The 20,713-nt window shown below is 39.5% G+C and carries 19 protein-coding genes; 10 read left to right on the top strand and 9 right to left on the bottom strand.

Going from position 1 to position 20,713, the window contains the following annotated elements; genetic code table 11:
* Nucleotides 1-2: 2 nt before the first annotated feature.
* The 6 genes from nrdR to PX700_RS02385 all read right to left on the bottom strand — a co-directional run bounded on the left by nrdR (nt 3) and on the right by PX700_RS02385 (nt 7,338).
* Nucleotides 3-452: a transcriptional regulator NrdR gene (nrdR, locus tag PX700_RS02360; RefSeq protein WP_006794272.1), complete on the bottom strand. Its 450-nt coding sequence runs from the start codon at nt 450-452 to the stop codon at nt 3-5.
* Between the two features lie 104 nt (nt 453-556).
* Complete coding sequence (glyA, locus tag PX700_RS02365; RefSeq protein WP_415636456.1) at nt 557-1,813, bottom strand: serine hydroxymethyltransferase; 1,257 nt, start codon at nt 1,811-1,813, stop codon at nt 557-559.
* Nucleotides 1,814-2,083: 270 nt separating this feature from the next.
* Nucleotides 2,084-3,367, bottom strand: coding sequence for a threonine synthase (gene thrC, locus PX700_RS02370; protein WP_479519748.1), 1,284 nt, complete (start codon nt 3,365-3,367; stop codon nt 2,084-2,086).
* A gap of 11 nt (nt 3,368-3,378) precedes the next feature.
* Complete coding sequence (thrB, locus tag PX700_RS02375) at nt 3,379-4,314, bottom strand: homoserine kinase (RefSeq protein WP_479519749.1); 936 nt, start codon at nt 4,312-4,314, stop codon at nt 3,379-3,381.
* Between the two features lie 9 nt (nt 4,315-4,323).
* Entirely contained in the window at nt 4,324-6,741 is a 2,418-nt protein-coding gene (gene thrA, locus PX700_RS02380; protein WP_479519750.1) for a bifunctional aspartate kinase/homoserine dehydrogenase I, read from the bottom strand.
* A 228-nt stretch (nt 6,742-6,969) separates the two neighbouring features.
* Nucleotides 6,970-7,338: a response regulator gene (locus tag PX700_RS02385; protein ID WP_415636452.1), complete on the bottom strand. Its 369-nt coding sequence runs from the start codon at nt 7,336-7,338 to the stop codon at nt 6,970-6,972.
* A 366-nt stretch (nt 7,339-7,704) separates the two neighbouring features.
* Between PX700_RS02385 and PX700_RS02390 the strand changes: the two genes are divergently transcribed.
* Both PX700_RS02390 and rdgC read left to right on the top strand, forming a co-directional pair.
* Nucleotides 7,705-9,474 (top strand): ATP-binding protein, encoded by a 1,770-nt coding sequence (locus tag PX700_RS02390; RefSeq protein WP_415636451.1) that lies wholly within the window; start codon nt 7,705-7,707, stop codon nt 9,472-9,474.
* A gap of 113 nt (nt 9,475-9,587) precedes the next feature.
* Complete coding sequence (gene rdgC / locus PX700_RS02395) at nt 9,588-10,505, top strand: recombination-associated protein RdgC (RefSeq protein ID WP_024589755.1); 918 nt, start codon at nt 9,588-9,590, stop codon at nt 10,503-10,505.
* A gap of 586 nt (nt 10,506-11,091) precedes the next feature.
* Here rdgC and PX700_RS02400 read toward each other — a convergent pair.
* Nucleotides 11,092-11,328: a uroporphyrinogen decarboxylase gene (locus tag PX700_RS02400; protein ID WP_415636450.1), complete on the bottom strand. Its 237-nt coding sequence runs from the start codon at nt 11,326-11,328 to the stop codon at nt 11,092-11,094.
* Between the two features lie 287 nt (nt 11,329-11,615).
* On the opposite strand from PX700_RS02400, the gene PX700_RS02405 reads away from it, so the two are divergent.
* Complete coding sequence (locus PX700_RS02405) at nt 11,616-12,272, top strand: Crp/Fnr family transcriptional regulator (RefSeq protein ID WP_415636449.1); 657 nt, start codon at nt 11,616-11,618, stop codon at nt 12,270-12,272.
* 92 nt (nt 12,273-12,364) lie between these two features.
* Here PX700_RS02405 and PX700_RS02410 read toward each other — a convergent pair whose 3' ends face one another.
* Nucleotides 12,365-12,931, bottom strand: a complete 567-nt coding sequence (locus PX700_RS02410) for a phosphoribosyltransferase (protein WP_007377478.1) — start codon at nt 12,929-12,931, stop codon at nt 12,365-12,367.
* A 184-nt stretch (nt 12,932-13,115) separates the two neighbouring features.
* Nucleotides 13,116-14,411, bottom strand: a complete 1,296-nt coding sequence (gene pepB / locus PX700_RS02415; protein ID WP_166419240.1) for an aminopeptidase PepB — start codon at nt 14,409-14,411, stop codon at nt 13,116-13,118.
* A 123-nt stretch (nt 14,412-14,534) separates the two neighbouring features.
* Here pepB and sfsA point away from each other — a divergent pair, with 123 nt between their 5' ends.
* From sfsA to panC, 7 genes are all read left to right on the top strand, one after another.
* Entirely contained in the window at nt 14,535-15,254 is a 720-nt protein-coding gene (gene sfsA, locus PX700_RS02420; protein ID WP_479519751.1) for a DNA/RNA nuclease SfsA, read from the top strand.
* A 327-nt stretch (nt 15,255-15,581) separates the two neighbouring features.
* On the top strand, nt 15,582-16,025 hold the full coding sequence (gene dksA / locus PX700_RS02425; protein ID WP_024611520.1) for an RNA polymerase-binding protein DksA: 444 nt from the start codon (nt 15,582-15,584) through the stop codon (nt 16,023-16,025).
* Nucleotides 16,026-16,045: 20 nt separating this feature from the next.
* Complete coding sequence (gluQRS, locus tag PX700_RS02430; protein ID WP_479519752.1) at nt 16,046-16,990, top strand: tRNA glutamyl-Q(34) synthetase GluQRS; 945 nt, start codon at nt 16,046-16,048, stop codon at nt 16,988-16,990.
* A 78-nt stretch (nt 16,991-17,068) separates the two neighbouring features.
* A complete protein-coding gene (pcnB, locus tag PX700_RS02435) occupies nt 17,069-18,550 on the top strand; it encodes a polynucleotide adenylyltransferase PcnB (protein WP_479519753.1) in 1,482 nt (493 codons plus the stop codon).
* A gap of 4 nt (nt 18,551-18,554) precedes the next feature.
* The gene (gene folK, locus PX700_RS02440; protein WP_479519754.1) at nt 18,555-19,040 is read left to right on the top strand and encodes a 2-amino-4-hydroxy-6-hydroxymethyldihydropteridine diphosphokinase; all 486 of its coding nucleotides are present in this window, start codon (nt 18,555-18,557) and stop codon (nt 19,038-19,040) included.
* A 30-nt stretch (nt 19,041-19,070) separates the two neighbouring features.
* The gene (panB, locus tag PX700_RS02445) at nt 19,071-19,865 is read left to right on the top strand and encodes a 3-methyl-2-oxobutanoate hydroxymethyltransferase (protein ID WP_007587166.1); all 795 of its coding nucleotides are present in this window, start codon (nt 19,071-19,073) and stop codon (nt 19,863-19,865) included.
* Entirely contained in the window at nt 19,865-20,713 is an 849-nt protein-coding gene (panC, locus tag PX700_RS02450) for a pantoate--beta-alanine ligase (RefSeq protein WP_415636443.1), read from the top strand. Before panB ends, panC begins: the two co-directional genes overlap by 1 nt.

Here is a 20,713-nt window from a genome sequence, read left to right on the forward strand (position 1 = left end):
TATTACTCCCCTAAACGGGCAATTTCTTCGCCAAATTCGCGTATGTCTTCAAACGAGCGATAAACAGAAGCAAATCTTACGTACGCAACTTTATCGAGTTTTTTAAGTGCTTCCATAATACATTCGCCCACCAAATGGCTTGAAATTTCTCGCTCACCCGTTGCGCGTAGTTGTGATTTTATTATATTTACAACTTCATCTACTTGCTCTGTACTCACTGGGCGTTTTTCGAGTGCGCGATTTAAGCCATTTAAAAGCTTATCCTCGTTAAACGGTTCCCGGCTGCCATCTTGCTTAACAACGCGAGGCATAACCAGTTCAGCGCCTTCAAATGTAGTAAAGCGCTCGTGGCAATCGTTACATTCACGACGCCTGCGAACTTGATGGCCTCCGCCAACAAGGCGTGAGTCAATTACTTTAGTATCTTTTGCGGTACAAAATGGACAATGCATAACTCGGTACTTCCGTTTTAAAACAAAAAAGACCGCTAAATAGCGGCCTTTTATCTTAGCAAAAAACTAAACAGTTGTGCTCTAAATTACTGCTGCTTATGTAATTAAGCGTATACAGGTAATTTTGCACAAATAGCTTTTACTTTTTCTTTAACTTGCGCCTGTACAGATTCATCTGAGATGTTATCTAGCACGTCACAAATCCAGCCAGCAAGCTCTTTTGATTCTTCTTCTTTAAAACCACGACGAGTGATTGCAGGAGAACCAATACGCAAACCAGATGTTACAAACGGTGAGCGTGGATCGTTTGGCACTGAGTTTTTATTAACTGTGATGTTAGCGTTGCCTAGGGCAGCGTCCGCATCTTTACCAGTAATATCTTTGTCGATTAAATCAAGTAAGAATAAGTGGTTTTCAGTTTTGTCAGAAACGATTTTGTAGCCACGTTCTTGCATAACTGCAACCATTGCTTTTGCGTTTTTAACAACTTGTGTTTGGTATACTTTAAACTCTGGTTGAAGTGCTTCTTTAAATGCCACTGCTTTTGCTGCAATAACATGACATAAAGGACCGCCTTGGCCACCAGGGAAAACAGCGCTGTTAAGCTTTTTGTAAATAGCTTCGTCGCCACATGCAGAAATAATTAAACCACCACGAGGGCCTGCAAGTGTTTTATGCGTAGTTGTTGTTACAACGTGTGCATGAGGTACTGGGCTTGGGTAAACGCCTGCCGCAATCAAGCCGGCAACGTGAGCCATATCAACAAACAGGTAAGCACCTACTTTATCAGCAATTTCACGGAACTTAGCCCAATCAACAATACCTGAGTACGCTGAGAAACCACCAATAATCATTTTTGGTTTGTGCTCAAGTGCTAGCGCTTCAACTTGTGCGTAATCAATTTCGCCCGTTGCTTCATCTAGTCCGTATTGGATTGCATTGTAAAGCTTACCAGAGAAGCTTACGTGAGAACCGTGAGTTAAGTGACCACCATGAGCTAAGCTCATACCTAGTACAGTATCGCCAGCATCTAATAATGCTAGAAAAACAGCCGCATTTGCTTGCGAACCAGCATGTGGCTGTACGTTAGCGTAGTCAGAACCAAATAATTCGTTAGCACGGTCAATTGCTAATTGCTCAACAACATCTACATGCTCACAACCGCCATAATAACGTTTGCCAGGGTAACCTTCTGCGTATTTGTTTGTAAGCTGTGAACCCTGCGCTTCTAGTACGCGTGGGCTACAGTAGTTTTCTGAAGCGATTAGTTCGATATGCTCTTCTTGGCGAGCAGTTTCTTTGGTTATCGCGTCAAATAACTCTGGATCAAAATCCGAAATATTCATGCTACGTTCTAACATTGGGGTCTCCTAGGGCAACGTGTATGGTGTTTTTTTAGAGGCTTTATTGTACGCTTTAAACGACTCTTTGCCTACGCTCTTAAGTTGAGGATATTTAAACAGGGATTGAGAGTATTTCACAGCCCTTTTAAGATGATATTTCTTAATAAACACATAACTATTTTAAATGAATTTTATTTCCTACATTTAATTAGCTAATGAAAGCGGCTTATTTTTATTATTTACAGTTATAAAAAAAGCGGCCTAAGCCGCTTCAATTACTCTTTTTCACTAACCTAACTTAGCCAGCATTTCAGTGCGTAATGCGTCGTAATCGGCATTTATATCGCTAGCTAAGCATGGTTTTGCTAATGCGTCGCTAAGTGGTTTTGGCATATCCAATTCAATATTTAAAATATCTTCTACGCTTTCTTTAAACTTAGCGGGATGAGCCGTTGCTAAAAAGATACCCGCTGCACCAGGAGCACGATTTTCAACAAGACCTTGGTAAGCAATCGCAGTATGAGGCTCTGCAACATAGCCAGTTTGTTGAATTTTTTTCATCACGGTTTGCGTGTCTTGCTCGTTTACGCTTGTTGAATAAAAATTATCGTAGCTAAACCAGTTATTATCTAACATTGTTTGTACACGCGGCCAATTGTTTGGCTTACTTACATCCATCGCATTTGAAAGCGACTCAAGAGTTGCGTTTGGCGTCCACGTTTTATCAAGCATAAATCGCGGCACAGTATCGTTTTGGTTTGTTGTTGCACTTAATTTGCCAACAGGTAAACCAATAACCGCACCAATCATTGCAGCGCACACATTACCAAAATTACCACTTGGCACTGATATATGCGCTGTTGCGCGTTTTTCTTTTGGTAGCTGTGCAATGGCTTCAAAGTAATAACAAACCTGAGCAACTAAACGGCTAATGTTAATTGAGTTAGCTGAGTTAAGCCCAAGTGTTGATTTAACTTCTTCATCTAAAAAGGCATTTTTAACCAGCTCTTGGCAATCATCGAAGCTGCCTTCAACTGCATAACAATGAATATTGTTACCTAGCGTAGTAAATAGCTTTTGCTGAGCAAGTGAAATTTTGCCTTTAGGGTATAAAATAACAACATCGATATTTGGTTTATTATAAAAAGCATGCGCTACAGCTGCACCAGTATCGCCTGATGTTGCGGTTAAAATAGTTACTTTTTCATCTTTATTAAACTGCGCTAAACACTCTGCCATAAAGCGACCGCCAAAGTCTTTAAACGCAAGTGTAGGACCATGAAACAGCTCTAAACAGTAGGTGTTTTCTTCAACTTCCACCAGCTTAACCGGAAAGTTAAATGCATTTTTAACCATTTGTGCCACAGTATCGCCTGGTAACTCATCACCAATTAGGTGAGATAATATTTTGCCGCTGCGCGTAACAAAGTCCATATCAAGCAATGCATCAACATCGGACAGTGGCGCCAATGATTCTGGAAAAAATACACCTTGGTTACGGCCTAAACCTGTTTTTACGGCTTCAACGAACGACACTTTTTGTGAACACTCTTTTAAATTATGTAATTGCATGACTACCTATCCTATAAAACTGTTAATTGACGCGTGCCGTCGTTATCTAATTTACAAATGTGGCAAAAGCCTTGATCGTTAATGTAGTTTGCCTCTAACCACTGTGCGCATTGCTGCGCAGCTTCAAGTGTTTTACATACAGTAAATAGCGTTGGTCCTGCACCCGAAATACTCACTATTTCAGCGCCTAGTTTTGGCAGGCTTGCTTTGGCTTCACTAAAACCTTTAATAAGCGGTGCGCGGTAAGGTTCTGCTATTTCATCTTTCATTATGCTAAGCGCATCGTCAAAACGATTAGTTAACAGCAAACTACTAAATGCCGATAATCGCTGTGCAAACTCAACACTTGCATGCATGCTCATCTCTTTTGGCAAAACAGAGCGTGCTTTTGCTGTATTTAGCGAAAAACCAGGAAACGCAGCAACGTAATACCAATTATCGTCAACAGGCAGTGCAATTGATTTATCAGGGATTAAATCACCTGTTAATTGCAAACCACCTAAATAACATGGCGTAATATTATCGTAATGACGACCACCACTTACAACCGCTTCAAAGTCAGCCATAAGCTCAATAAGCTCAACCTGACTTAAATTAGTTTTTGCAAACTTATCAAGGGCAGCAAAAGTAGCCACGACCGAACACGCACTAGAGCCAAGCCCTGAGCCAATTGGTAAATTCTTTTTAAGCTCAAGCTTTACGCTTGGCATATTAGGCGCAACATGCGCTCTAAAATGCACTAAACACTGGTACGCTAAATTCTCATTAGCATCACTTGGTAACTTATGAGCATATTCGCCTGTGCAAATAAATTCATCGCTTGATGCGGCGCTTACAACAGCTACATCGCCTAATAAACTGCCATCTATTGGCGCAAGTGCTGCACCAAGGGCATCAAAACCTACTGCAAAATTACCAATAGATGCCGGAGCATATACTTCAATCATAATAGGCTCCTAGCGCGATAATGTTTTTAAAATATCTGCAAACACACCCGCTGCTGTTACTTCAGAGCCGGCGCCATAACCACGAATGACAAACGGACGTGGTTGATAGTATTGACTTAAAATAGCCAGCGCGTTTTCGCCATCACGAATGACACTAAGCGCATGTTTTGCATCTACCGCTTCAATACCTACTTTACAGTGGCCTTCTTTAATTGTACCTACATAGCGAAGCACCTTACCTTCGCTCGCTGCGCTTTTAATACGGTCGTTAAAATCAGCATCTAGGTTTGGTAGTTTTGCCATAAACTCATCAACATTATCATCTTGTGCAAAACCTTGTGGTAATACTGACTCAACTTCAATATCGCTTAGCTCTAATTTCATACCCGCTTCGCGAGCAATAATCAGTAACTTACGTGCTACATCGGTACCCGATAAGTCATCACGAGGATCTGGCTCTGTAAAGCCGCTCTCTTTGGCTTTAATAGTTGCCTCAGAAAGTGATAAACCATCTTGAAGTGCACCAAACATGTACGAAAGTGAGCCTGACAAAATACCGCTAAACTCTAATAACTCATCACCGGCACCAAATAATGACTGTAAGTTGTCGATTACAGGTAAGCCTGCACCAACGTTTGTTTCGTATAGAAATTTACGATTATTCTTTTGCGTAGCAGCAATTAAATCTTGGTAATACGTGTATGAGCTCGTTGTTGCTTTTTTATTAGCGGCAACCACATGAAAACCTGCATTTAAAAAGTCTACATATTGCGCAGCGAGTGCGTCTGACGATGTACAGTCAACAAGCACAGGATTTACTAAATGATTTTGCTTAACAAATTGCTCTACTATTTTTAAATCAAAGGCTTGCTCAGATGAGGCCAATTTTTGCTGCCAATCATTAAAAGCAATGCCTTCACTATCTAGGTGTAACTGACGAGAGTTAGCAACACCATACAAATTAAGTTTAATATTACGTTTTTCAAGCCACGCTTGCTGGCGCTCAAGCTGATTAATAAGCTCTTGCCCTACTAAGCCACAACCTAGTAAAAACACATCAATTGACGGCACATGCGTGAAAAAGTTTTCATGGCATATTTTAACTGCGTCGTTACACAGCTCGCCGTCAATCACGGCTGAAATAGCGCTTTCTGTAGAATCCTGCGCAATAGCCACAATGTTTACTTGCGCTTGTGCAAGCGATGCAAAAAACTTAGCTGCTAAGCCACGGTGTGCGCGCATGTTATCGCCCACTAAAGTAACAATGGCTAAATTGCGCTGCACTTGTACAGGTTCAATAAGTCCGGCTTGTAACTCTAGTTCAAACGCAGTTTGTAGCGCATCAAGTGCAAGTGCTAAATCAGTTTCGTGTACACAAAAACTAATGCTAAATTCGCATGATGACTGCGTGATTAATACAATTGATACATTATCGTGAGCAAGCGCATTAAATACCTTAGACGCCATACCCACTTTACCTTTCATACCTGGGCCTGAAACCGTTAGCATTGCAAGGTCTTGTAAGCTCGAAAGCGCTTTTACTGGCTCATCTGATGAATAATCGTTACCAATTAATGAACCTTGTGCGTCTGGATTATGTGTATTTTTAATTTCGCACGGCACACCCGCTTTAGCACACGGTAAAATTGTTTTAGGGTGAAGTACTTTTGCACCAAAGTAAGAAAGCTCCATCGCTTCTTTATAAGATAAGAAATCTACCTTAGTCGCTTTTTTGATGTAACGAGGGTCAGCGCTATATACGCCATCAACGTCAGTCCAAATTTGGCAAATTTCAGCTTCTAAACATGCCGCAGCAATGGCTGCTGAGTAGTCTGAGCCATTACGGCCAAGCGTTGTAAGCTCACCTTTATCATTACTCGCTGTAAAACCAGGCATGATATAAATAGTTGCAGGGCTTTCTTTAAGCACAGCTTGAAAGCGAGCTTTACTTGTAACTAAGTCAGCCTCAGCATCAATATAGCCACCAGTTGAAGCGATACAGCTTGTTGCTTCTAAGTATCTTGCATCGTGCGAGTTCAATAAAGCCTGCATTAAAGAAACACTAACGCGCTCTCCAAAGCTAATTACAAATGCGCGAACTTGATCAGGGCAACATTGTATAAGTGACACGCCATCTAGTTTATTTTTAAGCTCGCCCAAATTTGGCCAGTGTGCAACTACCGCACCACTTTCTTCAACGTTAGCTTTCAAACCTTCACAGCGGCTTACCAATGCTTGCCATTGCTGCGAAAAGTCAGAGCCTTGTTCTGCAGCACTTGCAAGTGCAACTAAGGAGTCGGTCATTCCACCTGGAGCAGAAAGTACCAAAAGCATTTCATCTTTTAATTGTGCTTTAACTAGCTGAGCTACCTGTTGTAAGCATGCATAGTCGGCAAGCGAAGACCCGCCAAATTTTAAAACGCGCATTGTTTATGTTCCTCATCCCATAAAACGAAAAAAGGCCTGTGTTCTAAGTGAACACAGGCCTTTAAATTTGTTGCACCGACCTATGCCACTATCCAGTAAGAATGATGGTTGTAATAATAATGGTCAGTACGCGATTAATTGTTTTCATAGGTTAAGACTGCCTTAACAAAGGCTATGCTGTCAACCCTAAATTAAAAGATAAAACAGTCTTTTTAAAGATAAAAAAACCTAGTGAATGCCAAATTTATGCAAAATATCATTCATGCGTATTTTATCAATTGGTTTATTTACAAAATCTATCGCTCCAAGTTCTATAACTCTGAACTTCATTTTTTCTTGTATATCGGCAGAAATTACTAACACAAAACACTCTATTTTTTCTGTTTTTATAGTCTCGAGTACTTGTATACCATCTACTTCAGGCATGGTTAGGTCTAAGCAAAGTAAATCAAAACTTTGTGCTCGTAAAAGTTCTAAAGCGTACGCTCCATTTATAGCTTGTTCTATTTCTGCGTCTATACATTCGTTTAAACACCGTACAACTTGCTTACGAGCAACTGCAGAATCATCACAAACTAATATCGAAAATTTCATCATGTTTACTACTACACAACCATTAAAGTTATTAAAAGGCTATTGAAAGGTTATTAAAATAACACTTTCTTTTGCACTTAAGGTACTTTAACACGTTCCTAAATAACCAACACATTAATAATTCAATTCAATGAATTGATATAGAATAAATCTATTTTTTTATGGTTAACGAAATCAAAGCGACAATCCTTAGCAGGTAACAAAATAACTAATCTATAACTTCGTTTGGTTACTTTGATCTTACATACCAGTTTTGCTAGTTAAAGTTACTAAACATTAACTTTTTTATTTATTTTTAGAGGTTTATTGACTAAATTTTAAATAATTATAGTAACGTCATAAAAATAACTAAGGATGTACAAGTCACTCATGTTAAAGAAAAGCCTTTCAAAAAAGCTACTGACTAGCGTTTTATCCGTTTATTTTTTACTTACCTTTGTAGTGACTTGCGGACAGGTGCTTGCTGAGTACCTCAACACTAAAGACTATATTCGTGACGAATTGAGTACATTACAAAAAACTTTTAGCCGTAGCTTAACGCGTGCAATTTGGGAGCTTAATACTAAGCAAACAATTACAACGGCAGAAGGTTTACTCGCCATCCCTATGATTGAGGGAATTATTGTTCGTGACGATAGCGGCGAAATTATTTCACAGTTAGGACGATCGCTCGATATACACAAGCTTTATAACCAACAGTTAGTGCAAGAGGAAGTTATTTTAGAGGATAGTAAATCAGGTTTATTTGGTTACACCTTCCCACTTATTTTTGAGTTTTCAGGTCGTGCTACCCAAGTCGGCGACGTTACCTTATTCTCAAGTCGAGAAGTTGTATTTAGTCGCATTATGGTATCAATCTACTTTTTGATTGGTAATGCGATGATCAAAACAACATTTTTGATAATTCTGTTTTTAATGGCATTTAGAAAACTCCTAACAGAGCCTTTAACTGAACTCACTGAACAACTAGAAAATTTAGAAATAGATGAGCTAGAAGGCCAGCACATAGAAATAGAGACAGAAGAGCATAACGAACTAAAAGTAATGGAGCAGTCGTTTAACAAACTAATAGATAAAGTGGTTCAGTATAGAAAAGAGCTTGAGCATACCCAAAAAGAACTCATTATAAGTAACGAAAAGCTCGATCATCACAACATACAGCTTGAACAAGACGTAGCTCGTAAAACATCAAACTTAAGCCAAGCAATGATGGATTTACAGCAGCAAAAGTACGAACTCGAAAAGCAAAAAATTGTCCTCACGGAAGAAATTGATTTACGCCGCAGCACAGAGCAAGAGTTAATTACAAAACAAACTGAATCTCAGCGATATATAGAAGAGCTAAGTCTTGCACAGGAGCGCTTATTAGGCACAGAAAAAATGGCTGCGCTAGGCGGGCTGGTGGCAGGTATTACGCACGATATAAATACCCCCATTGGCATTGGCGTAACGGCAATTTCGTTTTTACAAGAGCGTTTAAATAAACTCGAAAATGCCTATACCGAAAAAACGCTTTCACCAAAAGCACTAGAAGAATTTATTAACGAAGCGAAACAAAGCACAAGCTTACTAACGACTAACTTAGATAGAGCTTCAGAACTTATTGCCAGCTTTAAACAAATAGCGGTCGATCAAGCCAGTGAAGCAGTAAGAACCATTAACTTTAAAGATTACACTAACGAAGTAATACGCTCACTGCACCCACAACTAAAAAAGACATCCCACACTATAAAATTAGAATGTCCTGATGATTTAGTTTTAAATTTACCTGCAGGGGCTATAAGCCAAATTTTTACTAACCTAATTATGAACTCACTCATTCATGGCTTTGAAGGTAAAAGCAACGGTGTAATGAATATTAAAATAAGCGCAGATGACACCAACTTAACTATTGATTACAAAGATGATGGTAACGGTGTTACCAATGAGCAATTAAAAAAATTATTTGACCCATTCTTTACGACTAAACGAGATGAAGGCGGTAGCGGATTAGGCACCCACATAATGCTTAATTTAGTTAAACAAACCCTTAGTGGTTCTATTGATGCAACGAGTGAACCTGGCAAAGGCTTGCGTTACTATATTCAATTTCCAAAGAACATGGCTAAGCCTCTACCTATTTTTGATAAATATGAATAAATAAAAGTACATGCGTTAAATTTATTCATATTCAACAGTAACAAATCAGTCATTTCGAGATACTGTTTTTATTGCTATGATTGTACAAATTTTTCAAATGGATTAATTCCCCTATGTGGTTTAGTAACCTTATTTGTTACCGCTTTAAGCAAGACGTTTCATACACTCAAGAAGATTTTGACAAAGCATTAGAGCAAGATTTATTTCGCCCATGTACGGGCCAAGAGCTTGCTACATTTGGTTGGACAAAAGCGTTTGGAAAGCATGGCGATACGCTATCGCATTTTTCTCAAAAAAGTATTTTAGTTTGCGCTAAACGTGAAGAAAAAGTACTTCCGGCTTCTGTTATTAACGAGCTAGTCGCTGAGAAAATTGATCTGATAGAAGCTGAAGAAAACCGTCCAGTTAAAAAGAAAGAAAAAGACGAATTAAAAGAAAACATTCTTCACACCCTACTACCTCAAGCATTTAAAAAGTCGAGCTTGCAGTTTGCTTTTATTGACCAAGAAAACGGTTGGGTTGTTGTAAATAGCGGAAGCTTTAATAAAGCAGAAGAGCTACTGGCATTACTTCGTAAATCGTTAGGAACGCTTCCGGTTGTACCTGCGTTTGCTAACTACGATCTAGATGTATTTTTAACTGATTGGTTAACTAACTTTAGTACACCAGAAGGTTTTGCTATTGGCTCAGATGCTGAACTTGAAGAAGCAGACGACAGCGGCGCACAAGTAAAGCTTAAAGGTCATGACCTATCATGTGATGAAGTTAAATCGCATTTAGAAAGTGGTAAACGCGTAACTAAACTAGCCCTTGATTGGCAAGAGCGTCTTAAGTTTATGCTGCAAAACGATGGCTCTATCAAACGTTTAAGCTACTCTGAAACTCTAAAAGAAGAAAACGCAGATATTCCTAAAGAAGATATGGCTTTAAAACTTGATGCTGACTTTATTTTAGCTTCTGAAGAAATAAAGCAATTACTTGAAGAGCTAACAGCGGGTTTAGGCGACGTTGAAGATTTAGAAAAAGCGTAAATATACTAGGGCCTGTTTATCTTTTGAGATTAAATTTGCAGCAGACTGTTTGGTATTTAGGCAAGACAGAGCCTATGCAGTGTGGTTTTTCCCCATGAATAGGCGATAACGCAGCATAAATGCCAAACATGCGCTGCCCGAAGGGTTCTGCCTAGGGGCAATTTACTCTTTGTTGCTCGGTTTTTACTTAGCCCACTAGGTTACAAACCTCGCGCCGCGATTAAATTGCCCCTAGATTGAACAAATTTTAATCCTGAAAGGTCAACAGGCCCTAATAAAAATCCGATAGCAGCTGTTGTTATCGGATTTTTTTATGGAAATTTTATAGGTTTCACACAAATTTATACCAACGACATTAGAGTAAACTAACCAATTAAGTGAAACATAAGAGTTCACCTGCGCTAAAGGGAGTTCATTATTTAAGAGGGTTACAAAGGTTTGTAGGTTTATTGAATACAGAACAAAAAGCAATTTGTATAAAACTATTGTGTGAAGTGTATTATTTAAAAAGAATGAACAGATACTCAGGCGAGCTTTTAATTTTAATCAGGCCCATTAATTTATCTTTTGGGGATAGGCTATTATTTTAGCTTTTAATGTCTTCAACTGTAGGTTTGCGGTATATTTTTATGATGTGATACATGTTTACTAACGACAACAAGCCGTTAGTAAAAATCACAGGTGTTGCGTCAATGGCAACACCATATGCAGTAAACACCATACAACCAAACATGTTATACCAACGTAGTTTTACTACATCTGTCATTGTTAACGATGCGACCAATAAAGCTGATGCAATATAACCTAAATATTCCCAACTCAATTGTTCTCTCCTAGCCTTTAGGTTAGCATTACATGTACTGCTAGCTTATGGCATTTGTAAGTATTGCAAAGTTACAACGAAATAAAAAAGCTAACCTGCTTAAAAAACCTGAAAAACTTGCCGGAAAACACCAGCAACTTCTTAAATCATTACACGGGAAATGAAGGTAAAATAATACTCTTAGCAAAGCTAATAATATTAGTAGCAAGTTAGCGTAAATTCTTAGTGTCTTAATGCTATCGTCATTAAGATGTAATAAATAGGACAAATGTCCGAAGAGCACATTGATGTTTCAATACCATTTTTCTAGTTATCTTGTTGATCAGCTTTTAACCTTTGCCGGTAGTAGCTATCAACAATCAAAAAAAGAAGTCCTGATCCATCAAGATCAGCCTTTAAGCAAGCTTGTGCTTGTACGCAGTGGCACTGTGTCGTTTAGTTACGACGTAGGTAATGGACGACGCCTGCTGTTAGGACAATTGGATTGTAACAACACCCTTATAGGTGAAATAGAAGCGCTAAATAATAATCCGTGTATTTATACGGTCACGTGCTTTAGTGATGTGACTTATAACCTTATTGAATTAAGGCATTGGCGTGCTCTACTGCTTGAAAAGCCAGAACTAAGCTTGTACACCGCACAAACCATTGCGGCTAAGTTTCAAGAGAACCAAAAAATCAATTTAGATAAGTTATTACTACCACTTAGCTATAACATAGCTAAAGATTGCTTACTAAGAGCCGAGAACAACAACCCTACGCTACTTAGAGCCTACCCAACTGTAAATGCTGAAGCCGAACGCTTTGCTACCACTGAGCGAGCTTACAGGCGTGTTGTTACTGAACTCGTAGAAAAAGGTTTGGTACTTAGAAGTAACGATGGCTTACAAGCAGTCGATATACCAAAACTCAGTAAATATGTGGATAGCTTTGCTCAGCTTTAGTTTATTGATTAAATGATAAGTTAAGTAACGCGCTCAACTTTACGTATAAAAAAAGGCCTTAACGGCCTTTTTTTATTTATGCAAATTACTAATTACTTCTCTAGCAAAATGTCATGAATTTTTGCAAGGTCAGATTTACCAGCAATAATTTCATCTGGCGTTAAACCCGATAATTCATGCGGGAACACTAACCATTCTTCAGACTCATGAATATAATAATCTGGAACAGTGTCTACTTTTGAATTTTTAGGCTTGTAATACGGGCACGCAATACGAATATCACGTGGCAAATTTAAGCGCATAAGCTCTGAAAGCTTTTCTTTTAGTGCAACAATACTACGGCCTGAGTCAAATACATCATCAACAATTAATAATGAGTCGCCTGCATTTGCGTTCTCAACAATGTAATGTAATCCGTGAACTTTAATTTCTTTTGATTGTTTACCAATACCGTAATAAGACGATGTACGTACCGCAATATGGTCAGTCTCAATGCCTTTGTAATCGTAATACTCTTGAACAGCAATACCGATTGGTGCACCACCTCGCCAAATACCAATGATAAAATCAGGACGAAAGCCATCTTGGTATACTTGTGCCGCTACGCGGAACGAATCTTCAAGCAGCTGTTGAGCTGTGATGTAGCACTTATCTGACATAATTAGAAACCCCAGTGGTGGATATAACATTTGAGCGCAGCTTAGAGTTAAGCAAAAAATTAAACTCAAACAGGTATTGGCGACAGATTTTACCGTAAATCAAACTAAATTGCTTGTCTGCAAATCAAAAAATAGGCACCAAGTGGTGCCTATTTTGTATCTTAAAAGCCTATTTTACGTATTATTAAGCTTTTTCTAACAATGTACGTGCAACAGTACGCATACCTTGAGTTGTTGCACCAGCAGCCCATTGGCTTGTGCTGCCCATGTTAAATGCAGCTGCTAAATCTATGTGTACCCAGCCTTTGCCATCGTTTGGCACAAAGCGTGATAAAAAGCCTGCTGCATTTGATGCACCGCCATAACCGCCACCTTTTTGTGCGCGGCTATTTGCCGTATCAGCGTAAGGCGATGGGCAGTTTTGTTGATGCCATTTTTCAAGAGGAAGAGGCCAAGCAGCTTCCATTTCTTGAGAGGCAAACCCTTCAACTTCGCGTGCTAGTTCTTTATCAAGTGCAAATAATGCATTGTACTCTTGGCCAACAGCAACTAGTGCTGCACCAGTTAGTGTTGCTGCATCAATAATAAGTGGAGCACCAGTCTCACCAGCAGCCATTAGGCCATCAGCAAGTACTAAGCGACCTTCAGCATCGGTGTTTACAATTTCAACTGTTGTGCCATTTTTATAAGTAAGAATGTCACCTAATTTGTATGCATGACCCGAAATCAAGTTCTCTGCACAACATAAAAACAGCTTAATACGTTTTTCAATACCACGGTTAATAGCCAATGCTAAGCCTGCAGTTACTGTTGCCGCGCCGCCCATGTCGCACTTCATACCAAGCATACCTTCGCTTGATTTGATTGAGTAACCACCTGAGTCAAACGTAATACCTTTACCTACAAGCGCTGCACTTACTGGTGCATTTTCGTCGCCTGTTGGGTTGTAATCAAGCTCAAGTAATACAGGTGGGCGAACACTACCGCGACCAACAGCATGAATACCAATCCATTGCTGCTCTAGTAACGCATCGCCTTTAATAATTTGGTAACTAACGTGCTCAGGCGCTAGTGATTGAATAAACTCAGCTGCTTTTTCAGCAAGGCTTTCAGGGTAAATGTCATCGGCCGTGCCGTTAACCATTTCACGTGCCCAAATTGCTGACGTTTTTAAATGAGCAAGTTCTTTAATATCTGATTGTGCGTTATCAACAAACTCAACACCATTTAACGATTTTGGTGTTACAAAGCCTTGATAAAAGGCCCACTGGCTTTCTGTACACCAAGTATCGCCTGCTAGTTCAACGTTTTTAACGCCTTGGATTGCAAGAGTTCGACCTGCTTTTTGAACATTTTTCAATGTTTCTTGCTCAGACAAATGTACCGTTGCACCGCGCTCGTTAAAAGACAACGACGCATTATCGCCCCAATGGCTAGCTGCCGCTTGTTCGCTTAGTTGAACAACAAATTTTTCACTCATGTTAGAATACCCTTGCACTTAAATGTGCCACCGAGTTTACTATAGAGCGCTTAAGTTCCCAACAGCTTGAGATAAATAACATAAATCACACTGCTGTGCAGTATTTACACTTTGGAAGTCATTATGAAGTACACGCCAGCGCTGCAACCAGCCACTTTATTAAAACGCTACAAACGCTTTTTAGCTGATTTACAACTAAGTGATGGCAGCGAATTTACCGCCCACTGTGCAAATACAGGTAAAATGACGGGATGCGCAGAATCAGGTTTTGCTGCTTTTTATTCAACAAGCGATAACGCAAAACGAAAATACCCGCATTCATTAGAGCTTACGAAAAATAACTTATCTCAGCTTATTTGTGTAAATACAGCGGTGGCAAATAAAGTAGTAGAAGAAGCAATAAACAATAATGTGATAAGCGAGCTACTCGACTACAGTCAATTAAAAAGCGAAGTAAAGTACGGCAGCGAAAACAGCCGAATCGACTTTTTACTCACAGACGAAAATAAACCTGATTGCTATGTAGAAGTTAAATCAGTCACATTATTAAGCGAAAATGCTCCACAAAGTGGGCAAGGCTACTTTCCTGATGCGCAAACACTGCGCGGACAAAAACATATTCGCGAACTAATAGAAATGATCGAACAAGGCCACCGAGCAGTATTACTGTTCGCAGTTTTGCATGAAGGAATAAATACGGTAAGTGCAGCAGCACATATTGATGAAAAATATGCCTCATTATTAAGCCAAGCAATAACAGCCGGTGTTGAAGTATTAGCATACAAAGCGACTATTTCGGCGGATGAGATTTTACTTCATAAAAAAATAGTATTTATAGAATAGTGTATTGATGTGTTTATTTAAACAAAGGATTGAACTATTCGTAATTTGCAAAGTAAGTAACGAGCTCAAAATATAGAAAGTTACAAAAATGAATTATTAAAATTAACTTGTTTTTAAAGCTTTTGCCCATATAACAAGGCAAGTTTTAGAAAGCGAATATGTGAATTAATTAAAAGTGTAAACAAACTATTAATACACTTTTTACTCAGTAAGCATGGTTGAAGCTAATTCGATTAATTAAAAATAAATTTGCCTAGGGTATAAGATTCTGTTATTTATACCGCCGGCTAATGCTGAGGCATTAAATTAAGGATTTAGGAGAGAGTTATGCCAGACCAAAAGAAACATGGTTTATTGGCTCAAGCCGGTTTAGAACCATACCAAGAAAAACCAGGCGAAGAGTACATGAATGATGCACAACGTGCTCATTTTAGAACGATTTTAGAAACTTGGCGTAATGATTTACGTAACGAAGTTGATCGCACTAAATCGCACATGCAAGACGAAGCTGCTAACTTTCCTGACCCAGTTGACCGCGCTGCACAAGAAGAAGAGTTCTCTTTAGAACTTCGTACTCGTGACCGCGAACGTAAATTAATCAAAAAAATTGAAAAAACAATTAATTTGATTAAAGAAGATGATTTTGGCTTTTGTGAGTCTTGTGGCATCGAAATTGGCATACGTCGCTTAGAAGCACGTCCTACTGCCGATTTATGCGTAGACTGTAAAACACTTGCAGAAATCAAAGAAAAGCAATCTGGACGCGGCTAATTAATACTTATTAATTAGTTATGTCTCCTACAGCCGTTACTGCGCCTATGCGTAAATATCGCGGTCGTTTTGCACCGTCTCCTTCTGGGCCATTACATTTTGGCTCACTTGTAGCGGCTGTGGGTAGCTATCTGGATGCAAAAGCTAATCAAGGAAAATGGTTAGTTCGTATAGAAGACATAGACACTACGCGCGTGGTTAAAAACGCCGACTCCGATATTCTTAATACCTTACAAGCCTACGCCCTTTACTGGGATGAACCTGTTGTATATCAAACGCAGCGTCTGTCTTTATATCAAGATATTACCCACTCACTTTTAAAACAAAACCTTGTTTATGGTTGCACCTGTACTCGCAAACAAATAAAAGCTATTGGCGGTATTTATCAGGGGCATTGCAAAGCACTTAATCACAACACCCAATCCGGTGCGCTTCGTTTAGTTCAGCAACATCCAACGACTCAATTTAGTGATTTAATTCAAGGTGACATGAGCGTTAATAGTGCCCTCGCCCATGAGGATTACTTAATTAAACGCAGCGATGACTTATTTGCCTATCAACTTGTTGTGGTCGTCGATGATATTGACCAAGGGATTAATCGAATTGTTAGAGGCGCTGATTTAATTGAGCCAACAGCACGACAAATTAGTTTGTTTAAACAGCTCAACAGCCCTGTACCCGAATTCGCTCATTTACCATTAGCGGTTGCCAAACCTGGTTTTAAACTGTCTAAACAAAATTATGCTCCAGCCATTAGCAAACAAAATCCAAAGCCTGCTTTAATTAGTGCATTTGAATTTTTAGGATTGCCTGTTATGGCTGATTTAGCCGATTTAAATATTGAACAATTAATCGCTTGGGGCGTTAAAAACTTTAGCTTAAAGCAGGTACCACACGTATCCGAAATACAAATTTCTCAACATCCACATAGCCAAAAAGTCCAATTTACACATTTAAGTAAATAAAATAGCTAAAAACGGCTTAATTTCAACACATCAACTTAATTTTTAAACCCTGCTGGTATATGATAGCCGCCTAAATATATGCTAATTAAGCTAAGCAGCTTGTGCTGGGTTATAACCGCCCTATTTGCTGTAACTTTTGATTGCAATGTAGTGTCAATCATACCTTCTAGGAGACAGATTATTATTTCCAAGCTTTTTCAATTTTGCCGACAAATAATCGGCCCGAATACCAGTGCCGAAAGCGCTTCTGTAAGCAGTGAACCTATTGTTGTCACTCGTGGTGAGCATGGTATTTCTCGCAAACAATTTAGCCCAAATGCAATCAAAGTATTATACCGCTTAAAAGACGGTGGCTACGATGCCTACCTTGTTGGTGGTTGTATTCGCGATATATTGTTAGGCCAACAGCCAAAAGATTTTGACGTAGTTACAAATGCAACACCCGATCAAGTAAAAAAACTATTTAGAAACTGTCGCCTTATTGGCCGTCGCTTTCGTTTAGCGCATATTGTGTTTGGCCGTGAAATTATTGAAGTGGCAACTATGCGTGGCCACCACGAAGCGCAAGAAGATAAAAATCAAATAAGCCAATCAAGTGATGAAGGCCAACTGCTACGTGACAACGTATTTGGCAGTATTGAAGAAGATGCAGAGCGCCGCGATTTTTCAATCAATGCACTTTATTACTCAATCAAAGATTTTAGTATTCACGATTACGCCAACGGCTTAGCTGCTATTAAAGCTAAACAAATCGAACTAATTGGCGACCCCGAAACGCGTTACCGCGAAGACCCTGTGCGTATGTTACGTGCAGTACGTTTTGCTACTAAACTTGATATGAGCATTGCGCCTAAAAGCGAAAAGCCAATTAGCGAGCTTGCAAGCTTGCTTGATAACATTCCGCCGGCTCGTTTATTTGAAGAAATCCTTAAACTATTTTTGAACGGCAAGGCCGAAGCTAACTTTTTAATGCTGCGTAAATACGGCTTATTCCGCTCACTGTTCCCTGATCTTGATAAAATTTTAGATAAAAATCCAAGTGGCTTAGAGCACACACTTATTCAGCTAATGTTTCAAAATACCGACAAGCGTATTAATGCAGATAAAAAAGTAACACCAGCGTTTATTTTTGCTGCCCTACTTTGGTTCCCGCTACTTGAGCGTACTAAAAAAATTCAAAGCCAAGAGCAACTATCTGAATACGATGCTTTCGCACAAGCAATGAATAAAGTACTCAGTGACAACTCACAACATATTGCCGTTCCTAAGCGCTTTACTTTAGGTGCACGCGATATTTGGCATATTCAGCATCGTTTAGATAAACGTGCTGGCCAACGTGCTTACCGACTAACGCAGCAACCTCGCTTTAAAGCCGCTTACGACTTTTTATTATTACGCGTAAATGCAGGCGAAACGCAGCATACTGAGCTTGCACAGTGGTGGACACAGTATTTAAGCCAAGATATAAACGGCCAAAAAGAGATGGTTAAAAACTTAGGTCATCAAGGTGGCCCTAAACCACGAAAACGCCGTCGTCCAAATAAAAAGCCAACTGAGTAATAACATGCACCGTGTTTATTTGGGTTTAGGTGCAAACCTAAACTCACCAAAAGAGCAGCTTGATAACGCGGTAATCGCGCTTAAAAAGCTGCCCAATTGTGAATTTATAAACGTATCGCATTACTATGCTAGTAAGCCTATGGGCCCACAAGATCAACCTGACTATATCAATGCAGTAGCGTGCATTGAAACGACACTCGAGCCAGAGCAATTACTTGATTTAACTCAAGCAATTGAACTTGAGCACGGCCGAGTAAGAAAGGCTGAGCGTTGGGGTCCACGCACGCTTGATATAGATACCCTATTATTTGGTGATCAAATTATAAATACACAGCGCTTAACCGTGCCTCATTATGGTTTGAATAATCGCGAGTTTGTGGTTTACCCACTGTTAGAGCTTGCACCTGAACTTATTTTACCTAGCGGCATTGCATTAAAAACCATTGCAAATAACTTACCGCTCAACGACTTACAACAATTACCTCTGTAATTAACCTAGGCTTTTGCCTGCGAGGATATTATGTCTAAAATAACCGTTTCTACTTTAAATAAAATGAAAGCAGAAAATAACAAAATTACTGCATTAACAGCCTACGACGCTAGTTTTGCAAAGTTATTTCATGATAATGGCGTTGAAGTTATTTTAGTGGGCGACTCCTTGGGCATGGTACTACAAGGCGGCGATGATACGCTTGGCGTAACCAATCAAGATATCGCTTATCATACCCGCTGTGTACGCGCTGGTAGCCGCGAATTATTTGTAATTGCTGACTTACCGTTTATGACCTACTCAAGCGTAAGTGATACCTGTAAAAATGCAGCTGAGCTTATGCGCGCTGGCGCAAACATGATTAAGCTTGAAGGCGGAGAATGGCTTTACGAGAGCATTAAAACGCTTACTCAACAAGGTATTCCAGTTTGCGGGCATCTAGGCCTAACACCACAGTCAGTACATGTATTTGGTGGCTTTAAAATACAAGGTCGCGAAGAAGATAAAGCACAAAAAATGATTGATGACGCAAAAGCACTAGAAGCTGCTGGCGCACAATTATTAGTACTTGAATGTATACCAAGTGCATTGGCAAAACGTATTACTGACGCACTTAGCATTCCAACTATTGGTATTGGTGCTGGCAGTTTAACTGACGGCCAAATATTGGTAATGCATGACCTTGTTGGTATTTCAGCAGGTTACATTCCTAAATTTTCTAAAAACTTTTTGCTCGAAACAGGCAATATGCCTGCAGCCGTTCAAAAATATTGTACAGACGTTAAAAATGGCGCATTTCCAAGCGCTGAACACGAGTTTAAATAATGCAGTCAATTACTGAAATCAGATCGTTACGTAGTCAAATTAAAGCATGGCGCCAAGCGGGTCTTAGCGTGGCACTTGTGCCAACAATGGGCAACTTGCACCGTGGGCATTTTTCGCTAGTAGAAAAAGCAAAAAACTTAGCCGATAAAGTCGTTGTGAGTATTTTTGTTAACCCAATGCAGTTTGGTGCTAACGAAGATTTAGATAACTATCCTCGTACGCTAAGCGAAGACAAACAAGGCCTTGCTGAACTAGGCACTGACATTGTATTTACCCCAAGTGTAGACACAATCTACCCAAACGGGCTTGACGCACAAAGCTTTGTAGATGTGCCTGACATTTCATTAGGTTACTGTGGTGGTTCACGCCCAGGGCATTTTAGAGGCGTTGCCACGGTAGTTACAAAATTATTTAACCTTGTACAACCAGATTACGCCTGCTTTGGTGAAAAAGATTTTCAGCAACTGCAAGTAATTAAAACTATGACACGCGACTTATCAATTCCGGTTGAAGTTATTGGTGTACCTACAATGCGTGAAGTTTCTGGCCTTGCTATGAGCTCGCGTAATGGTTACTTATCTGATGAGCAAAAAGCGACTGCAACCGTATTATTTAAAGCACTTAATACATGCGCTGAGCAACTTAAAAGCGGCGAAAAAGACTTTGCAGAACTTGAAGCCGCAGCTAAAGTGAGTTTAGAACAAGCGGGTTTAAAACCAGACTATTTTAAGATTGCTCAACGAGATACATTAAAAACTGCTACAATCGAAGATACTCAATTTGTTATTTTAGCCGCAGCCTATTTTGGTGGTGTTAGATTGATCGACAATATTCAGGTCGAAATTTAA

Source organism: Pseudoalteromonas sp. TP27, from assembly GCF_056470645.1.